This window comes from Kitasatospora sp. NPDC059160 (assembly GCF_042755465.1).
Lineage (GTDB): Bacteria > Actinomycetota > Actinomycetes > Streptomycetales > Streptomycetaceae > Kitasatospora.
The window spans coordinates 91147-107515 of the sequence record NZ_JBHZCN010000010.1 but is presented as its reverse complement, the minus strand read 5'-3'; the positions used below and the strand labels follow the sequence as shown (position 1 = coordinate 107515).

Annotated in this window: 15 protein-coding genes and 1 riboswitch; of the genes, 9 read left to right on the top strand and 6 right to left on the bottom strand. The window is 73.4% G+C overall.

The features are described 5' to 3' along the window. Positions 1-97 precede the first annotated feature (97 nt). Positions 98-274, top strand: a riboswitch (M-box (ykoK) riboswitch). A 365-nt stretch (positions 275-639) separates the two neighbouring features. The 3 genes from ACFXOZ_RS06580 (at position 640) to ACFXOZ_RS06570 (ending at position 3985) form a co-directional block, all read left to right on the top strand. After that, entirely contained in the window at positions 640-2325 is a 1686-nt protein-coding gene (locus ACFXOZ_RS06580) for an NRAMP family divalent metal transporter (protein ID WP_380521453.1), read from the top strand. Positions 2326-2496: 171 nt separating this feature from the next. After that, positions 2497-3231, top strand: coding sequence for an MgtC/SapB family protein (locus ACFXOZ_RS06575; protein WP_375883840.1), 735 nt, complete (start codon positions 2497-2499; stop codon positions 3229-3231). A gap of 76 nt (positions 3232-3307) precedes the next feature. Then, positions 3308-3985, top strand: coding sequence for a YoaK family protein (locus ACFXOZ_RS06570; protein WP_380587937.1), 678 nt, complete (start codon positions 3308-3310; stop codon positions 3983-3985). 172 nt (positions 3986-4157) lie between these two features. Here ACFXOZ_RS06570 and ACFXOZ_RS06565 read toward each other — a convergent pair whose 3' ends face one another. After that, a complete protein-coding gene (locus tag ACFXOZ_RS06565; protein WP_375883845.1) occupies positions 4158-4814 on the bottom strand; it encodes a hypothetical protein in 657 nt (218 codons plus the stop codon). Positions 4815-5204: 390 nt separating this feature from the next. Here ACFXOZ_RS06565 and ACFXOZ_RS06560 point away from each other — a divergent pair, with 390 nt between their 5' ends. From ACFXOZ_RS06560 to ACFXOZ_RS06550, 3 genes are read left to right on the top strand one after another with little or no spacing between them, the layout of a single operon-like run. Then, entirely contained in the window at positions 5205-5729 is a 525-nt protein-coding gene (locus ACFXOZ_RS06560) for a helix-turn-helix transcriptional regulator (protein ID WP_375883847.1), read from the top strand. Continuing rightward, positions 5726-6412 carry an ABC transporter ATP-binding protein gene (locus tag ACFXOZ_RS06555; protein ID WP_375883850.1) on the top strand — a complete coding sequence of 229 codons (687 nt, stop codon included), beginning with the start codon at positions 5726-5728 and terminating at the stop codon, positions 6410-6412. Before ACFXOZ_RS06560 ends, ACFXOZ_RS06555 begins: the two co-directional genes overlap by 4 nt. Further along, positions 6409-8643, top strand: a complete 2235-nt coding sequence (locus tag ACFXOZ_RS06550) for an FtsX-like permease family protein (protein WP_380587933.1) — start codon at positions 6409-6411, stop codon at positions 8641-8643. The genes ACFXOZ_RS06555 and ACFXOZ_RS06550 overlap by 4 nt, the downstream gene beginning before the upstream one ends. A gap of 66 nt (positions 8644-8709) precedes the next feature. Here ACFXOZ_RS06550 and ACFXOZ_RS06545 read toward each other — a convergent pair whose 3' ends face one another. Both ACFXOZ_RS06545 and ACFXOZ_RS06540 read right to left on the bottom strand, forming a co-directional pair. Next, on the bottom strand, positions 8710-9198 hold the full coding sequence (locus ACFXOZ_RS06545; RefSeq protein WP_375883855.1) for an NUDIX hydrolase: 489 nt from the start codon (positions 9196-9198) through the stop codon (positions 8710-8712). 82 nt (positions 9199-9280) lie between these two features. After that, the gene (locus ACFXOZ_RS06540; protein WP_375884028.1) at positions 9281-10765 is read right to left on the bottom strand and encodes an SDR family NAD(P)-dependent oxidoreductase; all 1485 of its coding nucleotides are present in this window, start codon (positions 10763-10765) and stop codon (positions 9281-9283) included. Between the two features lie 313 nt (positions 10766-11078). Here ACFXOZ_RS06540 and ACFXOZ_RS06535 point away from each other — a divergent pair, with 313 nt between their 5' ends. Both ACFXOZ_RS06535 and ACFXOZ_RS06530 read left to right on the top strand, forming a co-directional pair. After that, on the top strand, positions 11079-12518 hold the full coding sequence (locus ACFXOZ_RS06535) for a GuaB1 family IMP dehydrogenase-related protein (protein ID WP_380521440.1): 1440 nt from the start codon (positions 11079-11081) through the stop codon (positions 12516-12518). A gap of 11 nt (positions 12519-12529) precedes the next feature. Further along, positions 12530-12652 carry a hypothetical protein gene (locus tag ACFXOZ_RS06530; protein WP_380587930.1) on the top strand — a complete coding sequence of 41 codons (123 nt, stop codon included), beginning with the start codon at positions 12530-12532 and terminating at the stop codon, positions 12650-12652. Here ACFXOZ_RS06530 and ACFXOZ_RS06525 read toward each other — a convergent pair. Continuing rightward, positions 12627-13592 (bottom strand): DUF5995 family protein, encoded by a 966-nt coding sequence (locus ACFXOZ_RS06525; RefSeq protein ID WP_380587927.1) that lies wholly within the window; start codon positions 13590-13592, stop codon positions 12627-12629. The two genes, ACFXOZ_RS06530 and ACFXOZ_RS06525, sit on opposite strands and share 26 nt — an antisense overlap. Before the next feature lie 181 nt (positions 13593-13773). Here ACFXOZ_RS06525 and ACFXOZ_RS06520 point away from each other — a divergent pair, with 181 nt between their 5' ends. Continuing rightward, positions 13774-14616: a poly-gamma-glutamate hydrolase family protein gene (locus ACFXOZ_RS06520; RefSeq protein ID WP_380587924.1), complete on the top strand. Its 843-nt coding sequence runs from the start codon at positions 13774-13776 to the stop codon at positions 14614-14616. A 37-nt stretch (positions 14617-14653) separates the two neighbouring features. Here ACFXOZ_RS06520 and ACFXOZ_RS06515 read toward each other — a convergent pair whose 3' ends face one another. Then, positions 14654-15040, bottom strand: coding sequence for a DUF3224 domain-containing protein (locus ACFXOZ_RS06515; protein ID WP_375883865.1), 387 nt, complete (start codon positions 15038-15040; stop codon positions 14654-14656). Between the two features lie 168 nt (positions 15041-15208). After that, positions 15209-16297, bottom strand: coding sequence for a PP2C family protein-serine/threonine phosphatase (locus ACFXOZ_RS06510; RefSeq protein WP_375883867.1), 1089 nt, complete (start codon positions 16295-16297; stop codon positions 15209-15211). Positions 16298-16369: the final 72 nt, after the last annotated feature.

Below are 16369 nucleotides of genomic sequence, written 5' to 3'. Positions count from 1 at the left end.
GCGGCGGATTTGGTCAAGGTTCTACAAAGCTGTCGAAGATCGGCCGAAAAGGTGACTCGGGGTCGCCGCGCCGGGTCTATGCTTTGGGAGGTTTGAAAAGGCACCTCGTTCGGTGAGGCGTCTTCACGGACACAGGCCACTGACCCGACGACGTCGAGAGACGCCCAGGTTCAGGACAGGTCTTCCCGAGTTAAGGGTTGACCCCAAGTGGCTTCCGGCCGATCCGGCTGGACACGCCGTGGAGTGCCAAAGCTCTGACGAGTTGGGGTGTACCGGTCCTCGAAGACCGGTGTGCTCCTTGCCGTGTCGTGATGCGGCGCACAGACGGTGCGCCCCCGACCGGGAGGAGGCGAGAGACATGGACTGCGATAGTCCGGGCCACAGTAGCCCCTGCCCCCGCATGCTCTCGAACACCTCCGGCACGCGGTAACAACCTTCCCTGCGCGTTCACCCGAAGCTTCGTCCTGCGCTCAACCATGCCCGGACGCAAGCCGATTGACGCGTCGTCAGCATCATCGTGCCCGCACGGCCGCCGCCGCTCAGCGTCGCCGTACGGCGTGGATGCCGTGCGCCCGCAGGGAGGTCCGCCGCTGCGTGCCCCCTGACGCCCCCTCAAGGTAGGGGGAGGGAGGCCCCGCCATGACCAACGTGATGCTGGACCCGAAGATCCCCACGGTCCCCGCCGCTCCCGCCGCCCTCGCTGCGACCGCCGCCGCCAGGTCCGCCGTCCTGGACGACGCCCATGTCGGCGACATCAAGGGTGCGCTCGGCACCATCCGGCTCGACGACACCACCCCCCGCCACGGACTCTCCGCCCGGCTCAAGACCCTGCTGGCGATCGTCGGCCCCGGCCTGATCGTGATGGTCGGCGACAACGACGCCGGCGCCTTCTCCACCTACGGCCAGGCCGGCCAGAACTACGGCACCCAGCTGCTGTGGACGCTGCTCCTGCTCGTCCCGGTGCTGTACGTCAACCAGGAGATGGTGCTGCGCCTGGGCGCGGTCACCGGTGTCGGCCACGCCCGGCTGATCCTGGAGCGCTTCGGCAAGTTCTGGGGCGCGTTCAGCGTCATCGACCTCTTCCTGCTCAACGCCCTCACCCTGGTCACCGAGTTCATCGGCGTCACCATGGCGGCCGGGTACCTGGGCCTGCCCAAGGTCCTCTCCGTGGTGCTGGCGGCGGCGATCATCATCGCCTCGGCCTTCACCGGCTCCTTCCAGCGCTTCGAGCGGGTCGCCATCACGCTCTGCGTCGGCTCGCTGCTGCTGGTGCCGATCTACTTCATGGTCCACCCGAAGACCTCGCAGATGGCCCACGACTTCGTGACGCCGCAGATGCCCGGCGGCGCCGGCCAGCTCGCGGCCGTCATGATGGTCATCATCTCGATCGTCGGCACCACCGTCGCCCCCTGGCAGCTGTTCTTCCAGCAGTCGTACGTCATCGACAAGCGGATCACCCCGCGTTTCATGAGGTACGAGAAGGTCGACCTGTGGATCGGCATCGCGATCGTGATCATCGGCGCGGCCGCGCTGATCGGCCTCACGGCGGCGGCGTTCGCGGGCACCGACGGCTTCGGCCAGTTCTCCGACACGGCCGCCGTCGCCAAGGGCATCGAGGACAAGGCCGGCCACCTGGCGGGCGTGCTGTTCGCCATCGCCCTGCTGGACGCCTCGATCATCGGCGCCTTCGCCGTCTCGCTCTCCACCGCCTACGCCATCGGCGACGTCTTCGGCATCAAGCACTCGCTGCACCGCGGGGTCAAGGGCGCCAAGGGCTTCTACGCCGTGTACGCCGGACTGGTGGCCGTCGCCGCGACGATCACCCTGCTGTCCAACGGCTACACCCAGGGCCTGATCACCCAGTTCGTCCAGGTGCTGGCCGGGGTGCTGCTGCCCTCCGCCACCGTCTTCCTGCTGCTGCTCTGCAACGACAGGGCCGTGCTCGGCCCCTGGGCCAACGGGCCCCGGACCAACGCCTTCACCTCCACGGTGGTCGGCGTGCTGGTGATGCTCTCGCTGATCCTGACCGCCTCGGTGGTCTGGCCGGACATCAGCTCGGACGCGATCCTGTGGATCATGGGCGGCTGCGGCGTGATCGGGGTCCTGGTCGCGGGCTACTTCTTCACGGCCGGCCGCACCGGCACCAAGGAGGACCCGATCGACCGCACCGGCCGGGAGGACTGGCGGATGCCCCCGCTGGAGACCCTGGGCCGGCCGGTGATGTCCACCGCCCGCAAGGTCGGCATGGGCGCCCTGCGCGCCTACCTGCTGATCGCGATGGTCATGGTCATCATCAAGGTCGTCCAGACCGCGCTCAACCACTGAGCCGCCGAGCGGAGCCCGTACGGACGGGTGGCGGGCAGCGGCTCGCCACCCGTCCGTTCCTTTGCCCGCGATCCCCCGGCCCGCGTTGCCCGCGTTGCCCGTGTGCTCCGTACGGCCCGTACTACCCGTGTTGCCCCGTTTCCCCGTGAATCCTCTGGAGGAGGTGCCGTCGTGCACACCCTGACCACCGTCGAGTTCCTGGTCCGGCTCGCCACCGGCGTCGCCTGCGGCGCGCTGATCGGCATCGAGCGCCAGTGGCGGGCCCGGATGGCCGGCCTGCGGACCAACGCCCTGGTCGCCGCCGGTGCCACCCTGTTCGTCCTGTACAGCGAGGCGGTCGGCGACACCGGCAGCCCCACCCGGGTCGCCTCCTACGTGGTCTCCGGTATCGGCTTCCTCGGCGGTGGCGTGATCCTGCGCGACGGGGCCGGCGTCCGCGGCCTCAACACCGCCGCCACGCTGTGGTGTTCGGCCGCGGTCGGGGTGCTGGCGGCCTCCGGCAAGCTGGAGCTGGCCGCGCTCGGCACCTTCGCGGTGCTCGCCGTCCACCTGGTGCTGCGCCCGGCCGGCCGACTGCTCGACCGGTCCCCGCAGTCCGGCAGCGACCCGGACTCCACCACCCGGGCCACCGTCCACGTGGAGTGCGACCGCAAGTCCGAGACCCACATCCGGGCCCTGCTGCTCCAGGCCCTGACCGCCTCCGGCCTGGCCCCGACCGGCCTGCGCGCCCGCCGCACCGAGCAGGGCGACGCCACCAGCCTGCGGGCCACCGTGGCGATCACGGGCCAGGTGGCCCCGGCGCTGGAGCAGGTCGTCAGCCGGCTCTCGCTGGAGCCGGGCGTCCGGGACCTGCACTGGCACCTGGACGACGAGTCGGACGAACCGGGCAGCCCCGCGCTCGCCTGAGCACGCCTGAGCACGCCGGGGGAGCCGAGGTAGTAGAACGGAGGGACCGTCACGCGTACCCTCCGGAGGCCGTCCGATGCTGAGAGCCGACCCCGAGCACGGGCCGTTGGTGCCGATGCTGCTGGTGCTGACCCTCGTCACCGGGGTGGTGGACGCGGTCAGCTACCTGGAGCTCGGACACGTCTTCGTCGCCAACATGACCGGCAACGTGGTGTTCCTCGGCTTCGCCCTGGCCGGCGCCCCCGGCCTGTCCGCCACCGCCTCGCTGGCCGCCCTGGCCGCCTTCGTGCTCGGCGCCCTGGCCGGCGGCCACCTGGCCCGCCGCCTGCCCGGCCACCGGGGGCACCTGCTGACCGCCGCCGTCGCCGCCCAGGCGGTGCTCGTCGCCACGAGCACCGTCCTGGCGGCCGTGCTCGGCCACGGCTCCGAGCCCGCCCGCTACACCCTGATCGGGCTGCTCGCCCTCGCCATGGGCGGCCAGAACGCGGTGGTCCGCTCGCTCAAGGTCCCCGACCTCACCACCACCGTGCTCACCATGACCATCACCGCCCTCGCCGCGGACCGCACCGGCCCGCGCCGGCTCGCCTCGACGGTGTGGATGTTCGCCGGAGCCCTCCTCGGCGCCGTCCTGGTCCTGCACGCCGCCGTCCCGGTCGCCCTGGGCCTGGCGCTCGCCCTGCTGGTCGCGGTCGCCGCCCTCACCCACCACGCCGCCGGGCCCGTCCCGGCCCCGGCCTGGACGGCGCGCCGCTGAGGCCGCGGCAGCTCCGCCGGTCTGCCTGCCGCCGGACCGGTCCGGCCGTTCCCGTCCGGATCCTGCTGCCCACCTCCCCGGACGGACGGACAGACGGACAGACAGACAGACGGACAGACAGACAGACGGACAGACAGACAGACGGACGGTCGCGTTCGAGGCCGGGCCCCTTTCACTCCTCCCGGCGGTGCCCGGCGCGGCCGCTCCAGAGCGGCTCCAGCCGGGCCCACTCGGCGGTCCAGCCGGTCTCGGCCCGGCGGTTGAGCGCGCTCAGGCGCAGCCGCAGCGCGAAGGCGATCAGGGCGGACAGGGCGAGCAGTGCACCGGCGCCGGTGCAGGCCGCGGAGACGGCGAGGGCGGTGCGGTCGAGCGGCGGATCGGTGGCGTTGCCGGCCGGATCGACCCAGACCTGGACGACGCCGCCGACGGTTGGTGGGCCGGAGGCCTCGACGGTGCCGGTGTGCGGGGTGGCCCCGGGGTAGGTCCAGGCGGCCTCGACCTCGATCCGGTTGCCGTAGCCGCCGGAGAACCGGCTGGTGGGAGCCGTGCCGCGGTTGGGTTCGGCGGTCACCACGGCGTCGATCCGGTGCAGCCGGGTCAGGTCGGTGTCGGCCTGCGGGGCGGTGGCGCGGAAGAGCAGCAGTGCGCCGCCGACGGAGAGGGCGGTGGCCAGCAGCCCGCCGACGACGGTGAGCAGCCAGGCGCGGGCGCGGGACCGGTCGAGCGGGCGGGCCAACGGTTCGTGCCGGGCACCGAAGGCCCGCCGCAGCTGACGGCCGGTTCGCTGCGGGAGCGACGCCGACCTGGCCGGGCGGGGTGTGCTGGACACGCGGGATCTCCTCAAGGACGCGGGCGCGTACGGGGTTTCGTTACCCAATCTCCACCCGACCGCCCCCCTCGCACAAGACCGGGGTTCGCCCCTGGTGCCGGCCGTCCCGGTTCGACCCGATTCGCCCTGGCCGGGCCCGGTCCACCCGGGACGTTCGGCCCTCGGCAGCGACCGCCGGGCCGGGCAGGCTGGAGTCCGGCCGCGCCCTCCGTGCCTGGGTGCGGCCCCGGTCCGGTGACCGTGGGGGTGCCGGGCCGTGGTGCGGCGCAGGGGGCGGTCGTGGGGCCGCCTCCTGCCCGCTCCTGTCGAGGAGTTGACGTTCCACCAGGTCAGCGGCTTGTTCTCGCCGGATATACACTCGATGTATATCCGGGGTGTATGGTCCTCCGCATGAGTGTTCCTTTGACCCTCCTCGGGCTGCTGGAGCGGGAGCCGAGCCACGGCTACGACCTCAAGCGCGACTACGACTCCTTCTTCGGCCGGGGCAAGCCCCTCCCGTACGGCCAGGTCTACGCGACCCTCGGCCGACTGGCCCGCGACGGCAAGGTGATGGCCGGTGAGGCCGAGCCGGGCGACGGGCCCGAGCGCAAGCGCTACGTCATCACCGAGACCGGGGCGACCGAGTTCGAGACCTGGCTCCAGGAGCCGGTCGCCCCCGAACCCACCCTGCAGTCCGTGCTGTTCACCAAGGTGGTGCTGGCCCTGCTGCTCGGCCGCGACGCCGAGCTGTACCTGGACACCCAGCGCAGCGCCCACCTGCGCCGGATGCGCGAACTCACCGAACTGCGCCGCACCGGCGCCCTGGTGGACGCCCTGCTCGCCGACCACGGCCTGTTCCACCTGGAGGCCGACCTGCGCTGGATCGACCTCACCGCCGCCCGGCTGGACGCGCTCGCCGCGGAGGTGCGCGGATGACCGCGGTCATCGAGGCCCGCGACCTCGCCCTCGCCTTCGGTGAGACGCCCGCCCTGCGCGGGGCGAGCCTGTCCGTCGGGGCCGGCGAGGTGCTCGCCGTCATGGGCCCCAGCGGCTCGGGCAAGTCGACGTTACTCCACTGCCTGGCCGGCATCCTGGTGCCCGACGCCGGCGAGGTGCTGTTCGAGGGGCAGCGCCTGGACCGCATGAACGAGGCACAGCGCAGTGCCCTGCGCCGCGACACCTTCGGCTTCGTCTTCCAGTTCGGCCAGCTGGTACCGGAGTTGACGGCCGAGGAGAACGTGGCCCTGCCGCTGCTGCTGAACGGCGTCCGCCGTGGCGCGGCGCTGGCCCAGGCCCGCCCCTGGTTCGCCCGGCTCGGCCTGGACGGCCTGGAGCAGCGCCGCTCCGGTGAGCTCTCCGGCGGCCAGGCCCAACGCGTGGCGCTGGCCCGGGGGTTGGTGGCCCGACCGCGGGTGCTGTTCGCCGACGAGCCGACCGGCGCGCTGGACTCGCTGACCGGCGAGCAGGTGATGGAACTGATGGTCGGCGCGGCCCGCGAGCAGGGCACCACCGTCATCCTGGTCACCCACGAACCGCGGGTCGCCGCCTACGCCGACCGCGAGGCGATCGTCCGCGACGGCCAGGCCCGTACGCTCTCCGCCGGGCCGGTGGCCCCGTGATCCGCTTCGCGCTCCGACTGGCCGTCAGCGGCGGCCGGGAGGCCGTGGCCCGGCTGTTGATGATCGCGGCGGCGGTGGCGATCGGGGTCGGGCTGCTGCTGTCGGTGCTCTCCAGCATCAACGCGATCGACCGCACCAACGCCCGGCAGACCTGGATGAACACGGGTGCCAAGGGGGCGACCGCGGCGGCCCCGGCGGACCCGCTCTGGTGGCACGCGCGGATGGACTACTACCGGGGGGCGAGCGTCTTCCGGGCCGAACTCGCCCCGACCGGTCCCCACCCGCCGCTGGTGCCCGGACTGAGCCGGCTTCCCGCGCCGGGCGAGTACTACGCCTCCCCGGCGCTCGCGAAGCTGCTGCGCGAGACCCCGGCCGTCGAACTGGGCGACCGCTTCCCGGGCCGCCAGGTCGGCACCCTCGGCGAGGACGCGCTGCCCTCCCCGGACACCCTCGCGGTGGTCATCGGCCGCACCGCCGACGAGGTCCGGGCGATGCCCCGGGCCACCACCGTCACCAGCATCGCCACCACACTGCCCACCGACTGCGAGTACGACTGCTACGGCGCGGGTGTGCACGGCGACGCACTCGTCCTGGTGCTCACCGTGGTGGCCGCCGCGCTGATCTTCCCGGTGCTGATCTTCATCGGCACCGCCACCCGGCTGTCCGCCGCCACCCGCGAGCAGCGCTACGCCGCGATGCGGCTGGTGGGGGCCACGCCGGGCCAGGTGTCGGTGATCTCGGCGGTGGAGTCCGCGGTGGCGGCGGCGGCCGGCACGCTGCTCGGGTTCGGCCTGTACTTCGCGTTGAAGCCGCTGGTTGCCGACGTGCCGTTCACCGGTGACCGGTTCTTCGCCACCGATCTCTCCCTGAGCCTGCCGCAGGCCGTCGGTGCGGCGGTGGGTGTGCCGCTGGCGGCCGCGCTCGCCGCCCGATTCGCCCTGCGCCGGGTCACCGTCTCGCCGCTCGGGGTCTCCCGCCGGGTCACCCCGAAGCCGCCGAGCCCGTGGCGGCTGGCACCGCTGGTGGCCGGTCTCGCCGAGCTGGGCTACTTCGTCGGCGACCATCCGAAGACCACTGACGGCCAGTCGCTGGCGTACCTGAGCGGCTTCGTCCTGGTCATGCTCGGCCTGGTGATCGCCGGTCCCTGGCTCACCATGGCGACCGCCCGGGCGGTCGCCCGGCGGACGGGTCGGCCCGCCTCGCTGATCGCGATGCGCCGTCTGTCGGACGACCCGAGGGCGGGCTTCCGCTCGGTCGCCGGCCTGGTGCTGGCGCTGTTCGTGACCACCGCGACCCTGGGCATCATGAGCACCATCAACGTGAACCGGGGCTCGCTCGACGGCGCTCCCGAGGTCCGCAAGGCGGTCGTGGCCACCCCGCTGCTCGGCCCGGAGCGATCCGCCGCGCTCCCCTCGGTGCCCGACGGGGTGCTCGCGCGGGCCCGGGCCGTCCCGGGCTTCGAGGGGATGGCACTGCTGCACGACAACCCCGCCGGGATCGGAGCGTCGCAGTACGGCCGGGAACGGATCGTGCCCGTCCTGGTCCGCTGCTCGGAACTGGCGCAGATCCCCGCCGTCGGCCACTGCGCCCCCGGGGCCGTGGTCGCGGCCGTCGACCGGAACGGCGTCCTGGACCTCCAGGCGCACCCGGAGAAGGAGTGGCCGGCGGCGCCGCTCTCCGCCGAGGAGGCCGCCGCCCTCCCGGTGTTCATCGTCTACGCGACCACCGACGACTCCCCGGCGGCCAAGGAGCAGCTGCGGACCCTGTTCACCGAGGCGTTCCCGGCGTACGTGACCAGGATGGCCGACGACTTCTCCGCCGAAGGGCAGAAGAAGCTCCAGGGCTGGCGGCAGCTGGCGAACGTGGTGCTGCTGACCACCCTGCCGGTCGCCGGGTGCAGCCTCGCGGTGAGCGTGGTCGCCGGACTGTCCGACCGCAGAAGGCCGTTCGCGATGCTCCGGCTGAGCGGCGCGCCGCTGCGGCTGCTGCGCCGGGTGGTCGGACTGGAGAGCGCGCTGCCGCTGCTGGTGGTCTCGGCGCTCGCGATCGGGACGGGCTTCGCGGCGGCGGCGATGTTCCTCAAGTCCCAGATGGACTACGCCCTGGTCTCGCCGGGCCTGACGTACTACGGACTGACCGGCTTCGGCCTGGCCGCCTCGCTGGGCATCATCGCCTCGACCCTGCCGCTGCTGCGGCGGATCACCGGACCGGAGGCCGCCCGCAACGGCTGAGCGCCGTCGGCGAGTTGACCATCCCGCCGGTGGCCCTTTTGCCCGGTTGCCCCGTCGTCCGCGCTCTCAGCGGGCGACGGGGTAGCCGTGCGTCGCGGCCCGCACCGCCGGGGCGTACCGCGGCAGCCAGCTGCCGAGCACCAGCGCGGACGGGTAGAACATCGGCTCCGGCAGCGCGTCCACCGGGAAGCGCTCCCACCCGGCGCACGCGTGCGGCTCGGTGACCACGGCCTCGGCCAGGCTCGGCGGCGCCAGCACGGCGGCGGTCAGCCGGGGCCGGCCGAGCTCGTGGTCCAGGTGCACGGCGAGCACCCGCATGTGCTCGGCCGGCAGCACGATCCCGGTCTCCTCGGCCAGTTCGCGGGCCGCGGTCCGCTCGAAGGACTCGCCCGGGTCGACCTTGCCGCCGGGCAGGCTCCAGGTCGGCGGCTCACCGGCCGTGGTGCGGCGGCCGATCAGCACCCGGCCGTCGCCGGTGGGCACGATGACCCCGGCGCCCAGCATCGGTGCGACGGGTCCGGTGGGTACGACGGGTCCGGTGGGTGCGGTGGTCAACTCGCGTCCTCCCTCGTGGTGCCTGCCGATGTCGGGCCTGCCGGTGTCGGGCCTGCCGTCGTGGTGCCCACCCGTGCGGGGCCTACCAGTTGCCGCGCTCGTAGTCCTTGAGGAAGCAGCCGTACAGGTCCTCGCCGGCCTCGCCGCGCACGATCGGGTCGTACACCCGGGCCGCGCCGTCGACCAGGTCGAGCGGGGCGTGGAAGCCCTCGTCCGCGAGGCGCATCTTGTCCGGGTGCGGCCGCTCGTCGGTGATCCAGCCGGTGTCGACGGCGGTCATCAGGATGCCGTCGGACTCGAACATCTCCTGGGCGCTGGTGCGGGTCAGCATGTTCAGCGCGGCCTTGGCCATGTTGGTGTGCGGGTGGCCGGCGCCCTTGTAGCCGCGCTGGAACACGCCCTCCATGGCGGAGACGTTGACGACGTACTTGCGGCGGGACGCGGAGGCGGCCATCGCCGGGCGCAGTCGGCTGATCAGGATGAACGGCGCGGTGGAGTTGCAGAGCTGGACCTCCAGCAGCTCGACCGGGCCCACCTCGCTGACGGTCTGCACCCAGCTGTTGGTGGGCGCGAGGTCGGGCACCAGGCCGCCGGCGTCGATCGCCGTTCCGGCCTCGATCCGGGCCGGGGTGGCGGAGCCGGTGACCAGCGCGAGCGAGGTGACGTCCTCGGCGGCCAGCCGCTGCTCGCCGCCGCCCGCCTGCTGGGGGAGGGCGGGCAGGTCGACGCTGCCGCTGTTGAAGCGGCCGATCGTGGTGGCCTGCGGCAGTGCGCCGGCGGGCAGCGGCGCGGACTCGGCGTTGACCAGCTCGCGGTAGGACTCCGGCGGGCGGCGGACGGTCTGCGCGGCGTTGTTGATCAGGATGTCCAGCGGGCCGTCGGCGGCGACCTCGTCGGCCAGGGCCATCACCTGGGCGGGGTCGCGCAGGTCGATGCCGATGATCTTGAGCCGGTGGATCCAGTCGGCGCTGTCCGGCATCGCCGTGAAGCGGCGGATCGCGTCGTTGGGGAAGCGGGTGGTGATGGTGGTGTGGGCGCCGTCGCGCAGCAGCATCAGCGCGATGTACATCCCGATCTTGGCCCGGCCGCCGGTGAGCAGCGCGCGCTTGCCGGTGAGGTCGGCCCGGGCGTCCCGGCGGGACCGGTTCAGGAGGGCGCACTTCTGGCACAGGTTGTGGTAGAACGCGTCGACCTCGACGTACCGGGTCTTGCAGGTGTAGCAGGAGCGCGGGCGCTCCAGGATGCCGGCGATCTCGGTGGTGGTGACGGTGGTCAGGCCGAAGGCGCCGGCCGTCTCGTCGTCGATCCGGGTCGGCGCACCGGTGGCGGTGCGGGCGGTGACCTCGCGGTCGTTGGCCGTCTTGCGGGCCCGGGTCTCCTGGCGGCGGCGCTGCTTGAGCGTCCGGAATATGCCGCCGACGGCCTGGCGCACGGTGATCGCGTCCGGGTGGTCGACGTGCAGCTCGTCGAGCTCGGCGAGCACCTCCAGGCAGAGCCGCAGCCGCTCGGGGGCGAGGCCCGGACCGTAGTCGATCTCCTCCTCGCCTTGACCCTGCTCGATGTCCATCTGCTCGATGCTCACGCCCGCTGCTTTCCCGATCGCCCCGCCGTTACCGCCTGAATGCTACGGGAGTGGCCCCGGCCGGGGCGAAAGCCGGAAGCGGGAGCCCGGCCCCGCCGGGCTTTGGAGGATCGCACATGTCTACGCGCGGAGCATTGATCATGCTTTGTGTGCACACCCAGCAATGGTGTTCGAACTGGCTTTTGTCCCCACCCTCACGGAGAATCGAATGCTGGGTGCCGGGCGCCCGAGTGCGCCCCGGCGGCATCGCCGCACCCGCACCCGAGGTGTACCTTCCCCCAGCCGGAGAGCCCCCTTCATGCGCTTCCTGAACGACCTCAAGCCCTCGTACGACCTGACGTACGACGACGTCTTCATGGTCCCCAGCCGTTCCTCCGTGGGCTCCCGGCAGGCCGTCGACCTCTCCTCGAACGACGGCACCGGCACCACCATCCCGCTGGTCGTCGCCAACATGACCGCCATCGCCGGCCGCCGGATGGCCGAGACCGTCGCCCGCCGCGGCGGCCTGGTCGCCATCCCCCAGGACATCCCCACCGAGGTCATCGCCGAGGTCATCTCCTGGGTCAAGCAGCGCCACCTGGTGGTCGACACCGCGATCACCCTCGCGCCCGGCGCCACTGTCGCCGAGGCCCTCTCGCTGCTGCCCAAGCGCGCCCACGGCGCCCTCGTGGTGGTCGAGGACGGCAAGCCGGTCGGCGTGGTCACCGACTCCGACTGCCAGGGCGTCGACCGCTTCACCAGCCTCGCCGACGTGATGTCCCGCGACCTGCTGCTGCTCGACGAGGGCCTCGACCCGCGCACCGCCTTCGACAAGCTCACCGAGGCGCACCGCAAGCTCGCCCCCGTCGTCGACGGCGAGGGCAAGCTGGTCGGCCTGCTGACCCGCAGGAACGCGCTGCGCGCCACCCTGTACACCCCGGCCGTCGACGCGAACGGCAAGCTGCGGATCGCCGCCACCGTCGGCATCAACGGCGACGTCGCGGGCAAGGCCAAGGCGCTCATCGACGCCGGCGCCGACGTGCTCGTCGTCGACACCGCGCACGGCCACCAGGAGAGCATGATCAGCGCGCTGCGCGCCGTGCGCGGCCTGGACCCGCAGATCCCGATCGTGGCCGGCAACGTGGTCTCCGCCGCCGGTGTCCGCGACCTGGTCGAGGCGGGCGCGGACATCCTCAAGGTCGGTGTCGGCCCCGGCGCGATGTGCACCACCCGGATGATGACCGGCGTCGGCCGGCCGCAGTTCTCCGCCGTCCTGGAGTGCGCCGCCGAGGCCCGCCGGCTCGGCAAGCACGTCTGGGCCGACGGCGGCGTGCGCCACCCGCGCGACGTCGCCATGGCGCTGGCCGCCGGCGCCTCCAACGTGATGATCGGCTCCTGGTTCGCCGGGACCTACGAGTCCCCGGGCGACCTCCAGACCGCCGCCGACGGCCGCCAGTACAAGGAGAGCTTCGGCATGGCCTCGGCCCGCGCGGTCAGCAACCGCACCGCCCAGGACTCCTCCTACGACCGGGCCCGCAAGGCGCTGTTCGAGGAGGGCATCTCGCACTCCCGGATGTTCCTCGACCCGGCCCGCCCGGGCGTCGAGGACCTGATCGACTCGATCGTGGCCGGCGTGCGCAGCTCCTGCACCTACGCGGGCGCCAACACCCTGGAGGAGTTCCACGAGAAGGCGATCGTGGGCATCCAGAGCGCGGCCGGCTACGCCGAGGGCAAGCCGCTGCACTCCAGCTGGGCCTGATCCGGCTGGGCTTGATCGGGCTGGGCTCTATCGGGGTGGACCTGATCCGGCTGGTCGGGGCGCTCCGGCTGCCCTGGCGGTCCGGTCTGGCCCGGCTGACCGGCCTGGTCAGCCTGCGGCGCCCGCCGGGCTGATCGGCCCGGCGGGTTCGCCGAGCCGGTTGGGCCCGCCCGCGTCCGTACCGTCGGCCGTCCGGTTCCTCGCTTCGGGGAGCCGGGCGGCCGCGGCCGTTCCGGGGCCCGCCCCGCCCTCGTGCCACTCGGCGTCCGCTGCGAGCGCGGCGCGTCCGGCACGGTCGTGGGCGCTGCGGTCGCCGTGGCCGTGGTGGTCGCCGTGGTCGCCGTAGTCGTCGTACGGCACCAGCGGGAGCAGCAGCGCGTGGCCGAGCAGCCCGACGGAGCCGTCCAGCATGGTGGCGAAGGCCTGGGCGGCGGTCGGGAGCCCGCGCAGTTCCCAGAGCGCCTGGACGGCGGACCAGGCCCCTTCCCGGGCGGCCTCGACCGACCAGGCGCCGAGCAGGTGGGTGAGCGGTTCGGCGCACCCGGGCAGCTCGGACCCGGGCAGCAGCTGCTCCCGGACCACCGCCTCCACCTCGGCCAGCACCCCGTTGATCCGGTGGTAGTCCTGCTCGACCCCGGCCGGTGCGCAGTCCCGGCGGCGGCACAGCTCCACCACCGCGAGCGGCAGGTCGTGCTGGATGTGGGCGTTCATCCCGGCCAGCGCGAACTGCAGCGGGTGCACGCCCGGGTGGGCGCGCAGCGCGAACAGCGGCCGCCAGCAGGCGGGCGGCTCCTGCCCGGCCGCGTCGGCGGCCACGGCCAGCAGGTACCGCCCGGCGAACAGCGCGTCCAGCTCGGCCACCGCGGGCGGGTCGGTGAAGTACCCGTCCGCCAGCCGGTCGCGGACCGCCTCCGTGACGGTGAGGTAGAGGCGGTTGAACACCGCCACCCCGTCCGCCAGGGGCAGGGCCGCCGCGATCTCCCGCAGCCGTCCGGCCACCTCCTCGACCGACGCCGGCGTGCGGGCCGCCACCGTGGCCGCCGTCGCTGCCGAGCCTGTTGCGGTACCGGGCATGTGCCACCCTCCGATGCCGATCGTGCACTGATCGCATCATCGTGACAGCGTGGAGGTAGGCCCGGTGGTCGCGGCGCGCGTCCGCGGAGCCCGTGTCACACGTTCAGGCCGCCCCCGCCGCAATGGGGTGCAGACTTGATCGTTGCTTTGCGTCGACTTTACCGATTCCCCACCTCCTGTCATGATCCCGAACGTGATCAACCGTCGTACCCTGATCGCCGCGCTCGCCGCGGCCCCGGCCCTCAGCACCCTCGGCGCCGCCGTGGGCAGCACCCCCGCGAGCGCCGCCGACCAGTACCCCTCCAACACCGCGCTGTACGCCGACCCCAGCCTGGTCGAGGGCGTCGACTACGGCCGCCGCTACCGCCGGCACCTGATCGACGACCAGAGCCCGCAGGGCCGTCCGGCCTTCATCCGGACCACCGTCGTCGCCCCGCACGGCGGCGGCATCGAGGGCGGCACCTCCGAGCTGTGCCTGGCCGTCGCCGGCTACCACCCCGCCGACCTCGCCCCGATCCCGGCCGCCGGGCCGGTCCACGACTTCTGGATGTTCGAGGGCCTGCGCCCCTCCAACAACAGCGCGCTGCACGTCACCTCGACCCACTGCGACGACACCGTGGTCCGGGCGATGTGCTCCGGCAGCCTCAACGTGCTCTCGCTGCACGGCTGCACCACCGGCCAGGCAGGTCTGGAGGCGGGTGCCCGGGCCGTGCTGGTCGGCGGGCTGAACTCCACCTTCCGCCAGTACCTGATGGAGGAGTTCGGCGCAGCGGGCATCCGCGCCGTCACCGCCTCGGGCGAGGAGGAGATCGCCGGCATCTCCCCGGAGAACATCTGCAACCGCAGCATGCTCGGCGCGGGCGCCCAGTTGGAGCTGACCACCGAGCTGCGGGTCGCGATGTTCGCCCCCGGCAAGAACACCCGGGCCGACCGGGCGGCCAACACGCTGCCCCTGTTCTGGAGCTTCGCGACGGCCGTCCGGACCGCGATCCAGCGCCTGGAGGCGACCCAGCCCATCCTCTGAGCGGACACGGGGCCGGTCCGGGCCGGTGCGCCGGCCGTCAGCCCAGCTCGTAGGCCAGCACGTAGGTGTGGGCGCCGGACGCGTCGACGGCCAGCCGGAACTCGCCGGTGATCCCGGCCAGCTCGCCCGCCCCCGTGCCCGGCACCACGCGTATCGTCACACCGGTGGCGTCCCAGGCCGCGTGCTGCAGCACGAACGAGCCCTTGCGTCCGTCCAGTTCGCCCGTCACGTGCTCCACCGCGACGTACGAGGCCGGCCCGCCCGAAGCGTCGCCGACGGACAGCATCCGCACCTCGCCGCGACCGCTCAGCCCACCCGTGAAGGTCTTGGCGATCCGCACCCGCCCGAACACCGCGCCCTCGCGCTGCTCCGTCTCCACCGGCTCGAACGCCGTCACCTCGAACGACCCGCTCGCCTCGGCCATGGCACGCTCCCCTCGTCGGTCCTCACGCGCCGTCGACACGCGCCGCCCGGCACGTACTCCGACCCGTACGGTCGACTTCCGGCGACCGTGTGTGAAGCGTTGCACACGGCACTGACAATCGCGTCCGCCAGCGGCCTCCCGCGCTCCCGTACTTCCGGCGCCCGTGCCTCAGTGGTCCCAGCGCAGCGCCAGCAGCGCCGCGTCGTCCGCCAGCCCGGCGTCCCCGACCCAGCCCCGGACGTCCGCCAGCACGGCGTCCAGCAGGTCGGCGGGGCTGCTGCCGTGCAGTCCGGGCAGCCGCTCCGCCAGCGGGTAGAACCGGCCCCCGGAGTCCCGGGCCTCGGACACCCCGTCGGTGTGCAGCAGCAACAGGTCGCCCGGGCCCGGTTCGAAACGGCTGGCCGAGTAGTCCTCCCCGGTCAGCTCGCGCAGGCCCAACGGCGGCGCGGGGACGGTCGGCGCCAGCTCCTCGACCCGGCCCGCCCGGCGCAGCAGCGGGGGCGGGTGGCCGCAGTTCACCACCCGCACCGGTTCCCGGCCGGCCGGCACGTCCAGCAGCAGCGCGGTGGCGAACCGGCCGTCGCCCGGCCGCGCGGTGAGCGCCGCGTCCAGCCGCTCGGCGAGCCGCCCGGGGTCGGGCTCGGTGCGGGCCGCCTCCCGGAACACCCCCAGCACGTCGGCGGCCGTCTCCACCGCCGGGAGCCCGTGGCCCTGGACGTCGCCCAGCAGGATCCGCACTCCGAAGCGGGTCTCCACCACGGCGTACAGGTCCCCGCCGATCCGGGCCTCGGCGGTCGCCGCGACGTACCGCACGGCCAGGCGCAGCGGCCCGATCCGTTCGGCGGGCGGCCGCAGCAGGGCCCGCTGGGCGGCCTCGGCCACCGTCCGGACCTGGTACAGCTGCCGCTCCCGGGCCGCCACCAGCACCACGCTGGCGGCACTGGCCAGGGTCGCCGCCAGCACCGTGACCGGCACGCTGATCCGCACCGAGAGCGGCAGCTGGGTGTTGTCGGACTCCAGCGCGCCGACCGCCAGCAGCGCCGCCGCGCCGACCAGCAGTGGCACCCGGGCCTTGCGGGTGGTGGCCCCGAAGAGCACCGGGGCCACCGCGAGTAACGGGGACAGGGTCGCTCCGGGGCCGAGGGCCAGGGCGGCCACCACCGCGGCGACCAGCAGGACGAGGGCGCCGTACAGCAGCAGCCGGGTCCGCCGTGGCAGGTGCAGCGGCGGAAGCCCGTCCGGGCCGTCGGCGCTCACGCGTTCTCCTCCAGTGGTCGGGAAGCTCCAGGCCCCAGGGCCTGTCCCCTGGATCCTTTGGATCCTTGCCGG

Excerpts from the sequence above, each read along its gene's own strand:
- ACFXOZ_RS06520 (WP_380587924.1), top strand. The coding sequence starts at position 13,774 with ATGATCCCGAACGTGATCAACCGTCGTACCCTGATCGCCGCGCTCGCC.
- ACFXOZ_RS06540 (WP_375884028.1), bottom strand. The coding sequence starts at position 10,765 with ATGGACATCGAGCAGGGTCAAGGCGAGGAGGAGATCGACTACGGTCCG.
- ACFXOZ_RS06535 (WP_380521440.1), top strand. The coding sequence starts at position 11,079 with ATGCGCTTCCTGAACGACCTCAAGCCCTCGTACGACCTGACGTACGAC.
- ACFXOZ_RS06555 (WP_375883850.1), top strand. The coding sequence starts at position 5,726 with ATGACCGCGGTCATCGAGGCCCGCGACCTCGCCCTCGCCTTCGGTGAG.
- ACFXOZ_RS06525 (WP_380587927.1), bottom strand. The coding sequence starts at position 13,592 with ATGCCCGGTACCGCAACAGGCTCGGCAGCGACGGCGGCCACGGTGGCG.
- ACFXOZ_RS06580 (WP_380521453.1), top strand. The coding sequence starts at position 640 with ATGACCAACGTGATGCTGGACCCGAAGATCCCCACGGTCCCCGCCGCT.
- ACFXOZ_RS06560 (WP_375883847.1), top strand. The coding sequence starts at position 5,205 with ATGAGTGTTCCTTTGACCCTCCTCGGGCTGCTGGAGCGGGAGCCGAGC.
- ACFXOZ_RS06515 (WP_375883865.1), bottom strand. The coding sequence starts at position 15,040 with ATGGCCGAGGCGAGCGGGTCGTTCGAGGTGACGGCGTTCGAGCCGGTG.
- ACFXOZ_RS06570 (WP_380587937.1), top strand. The coding sequence starts at position 3,308 with ATGCTGAGAGCCGACCCCGAGCACGGGCCGTTGGTGCCGATGCTGCTG.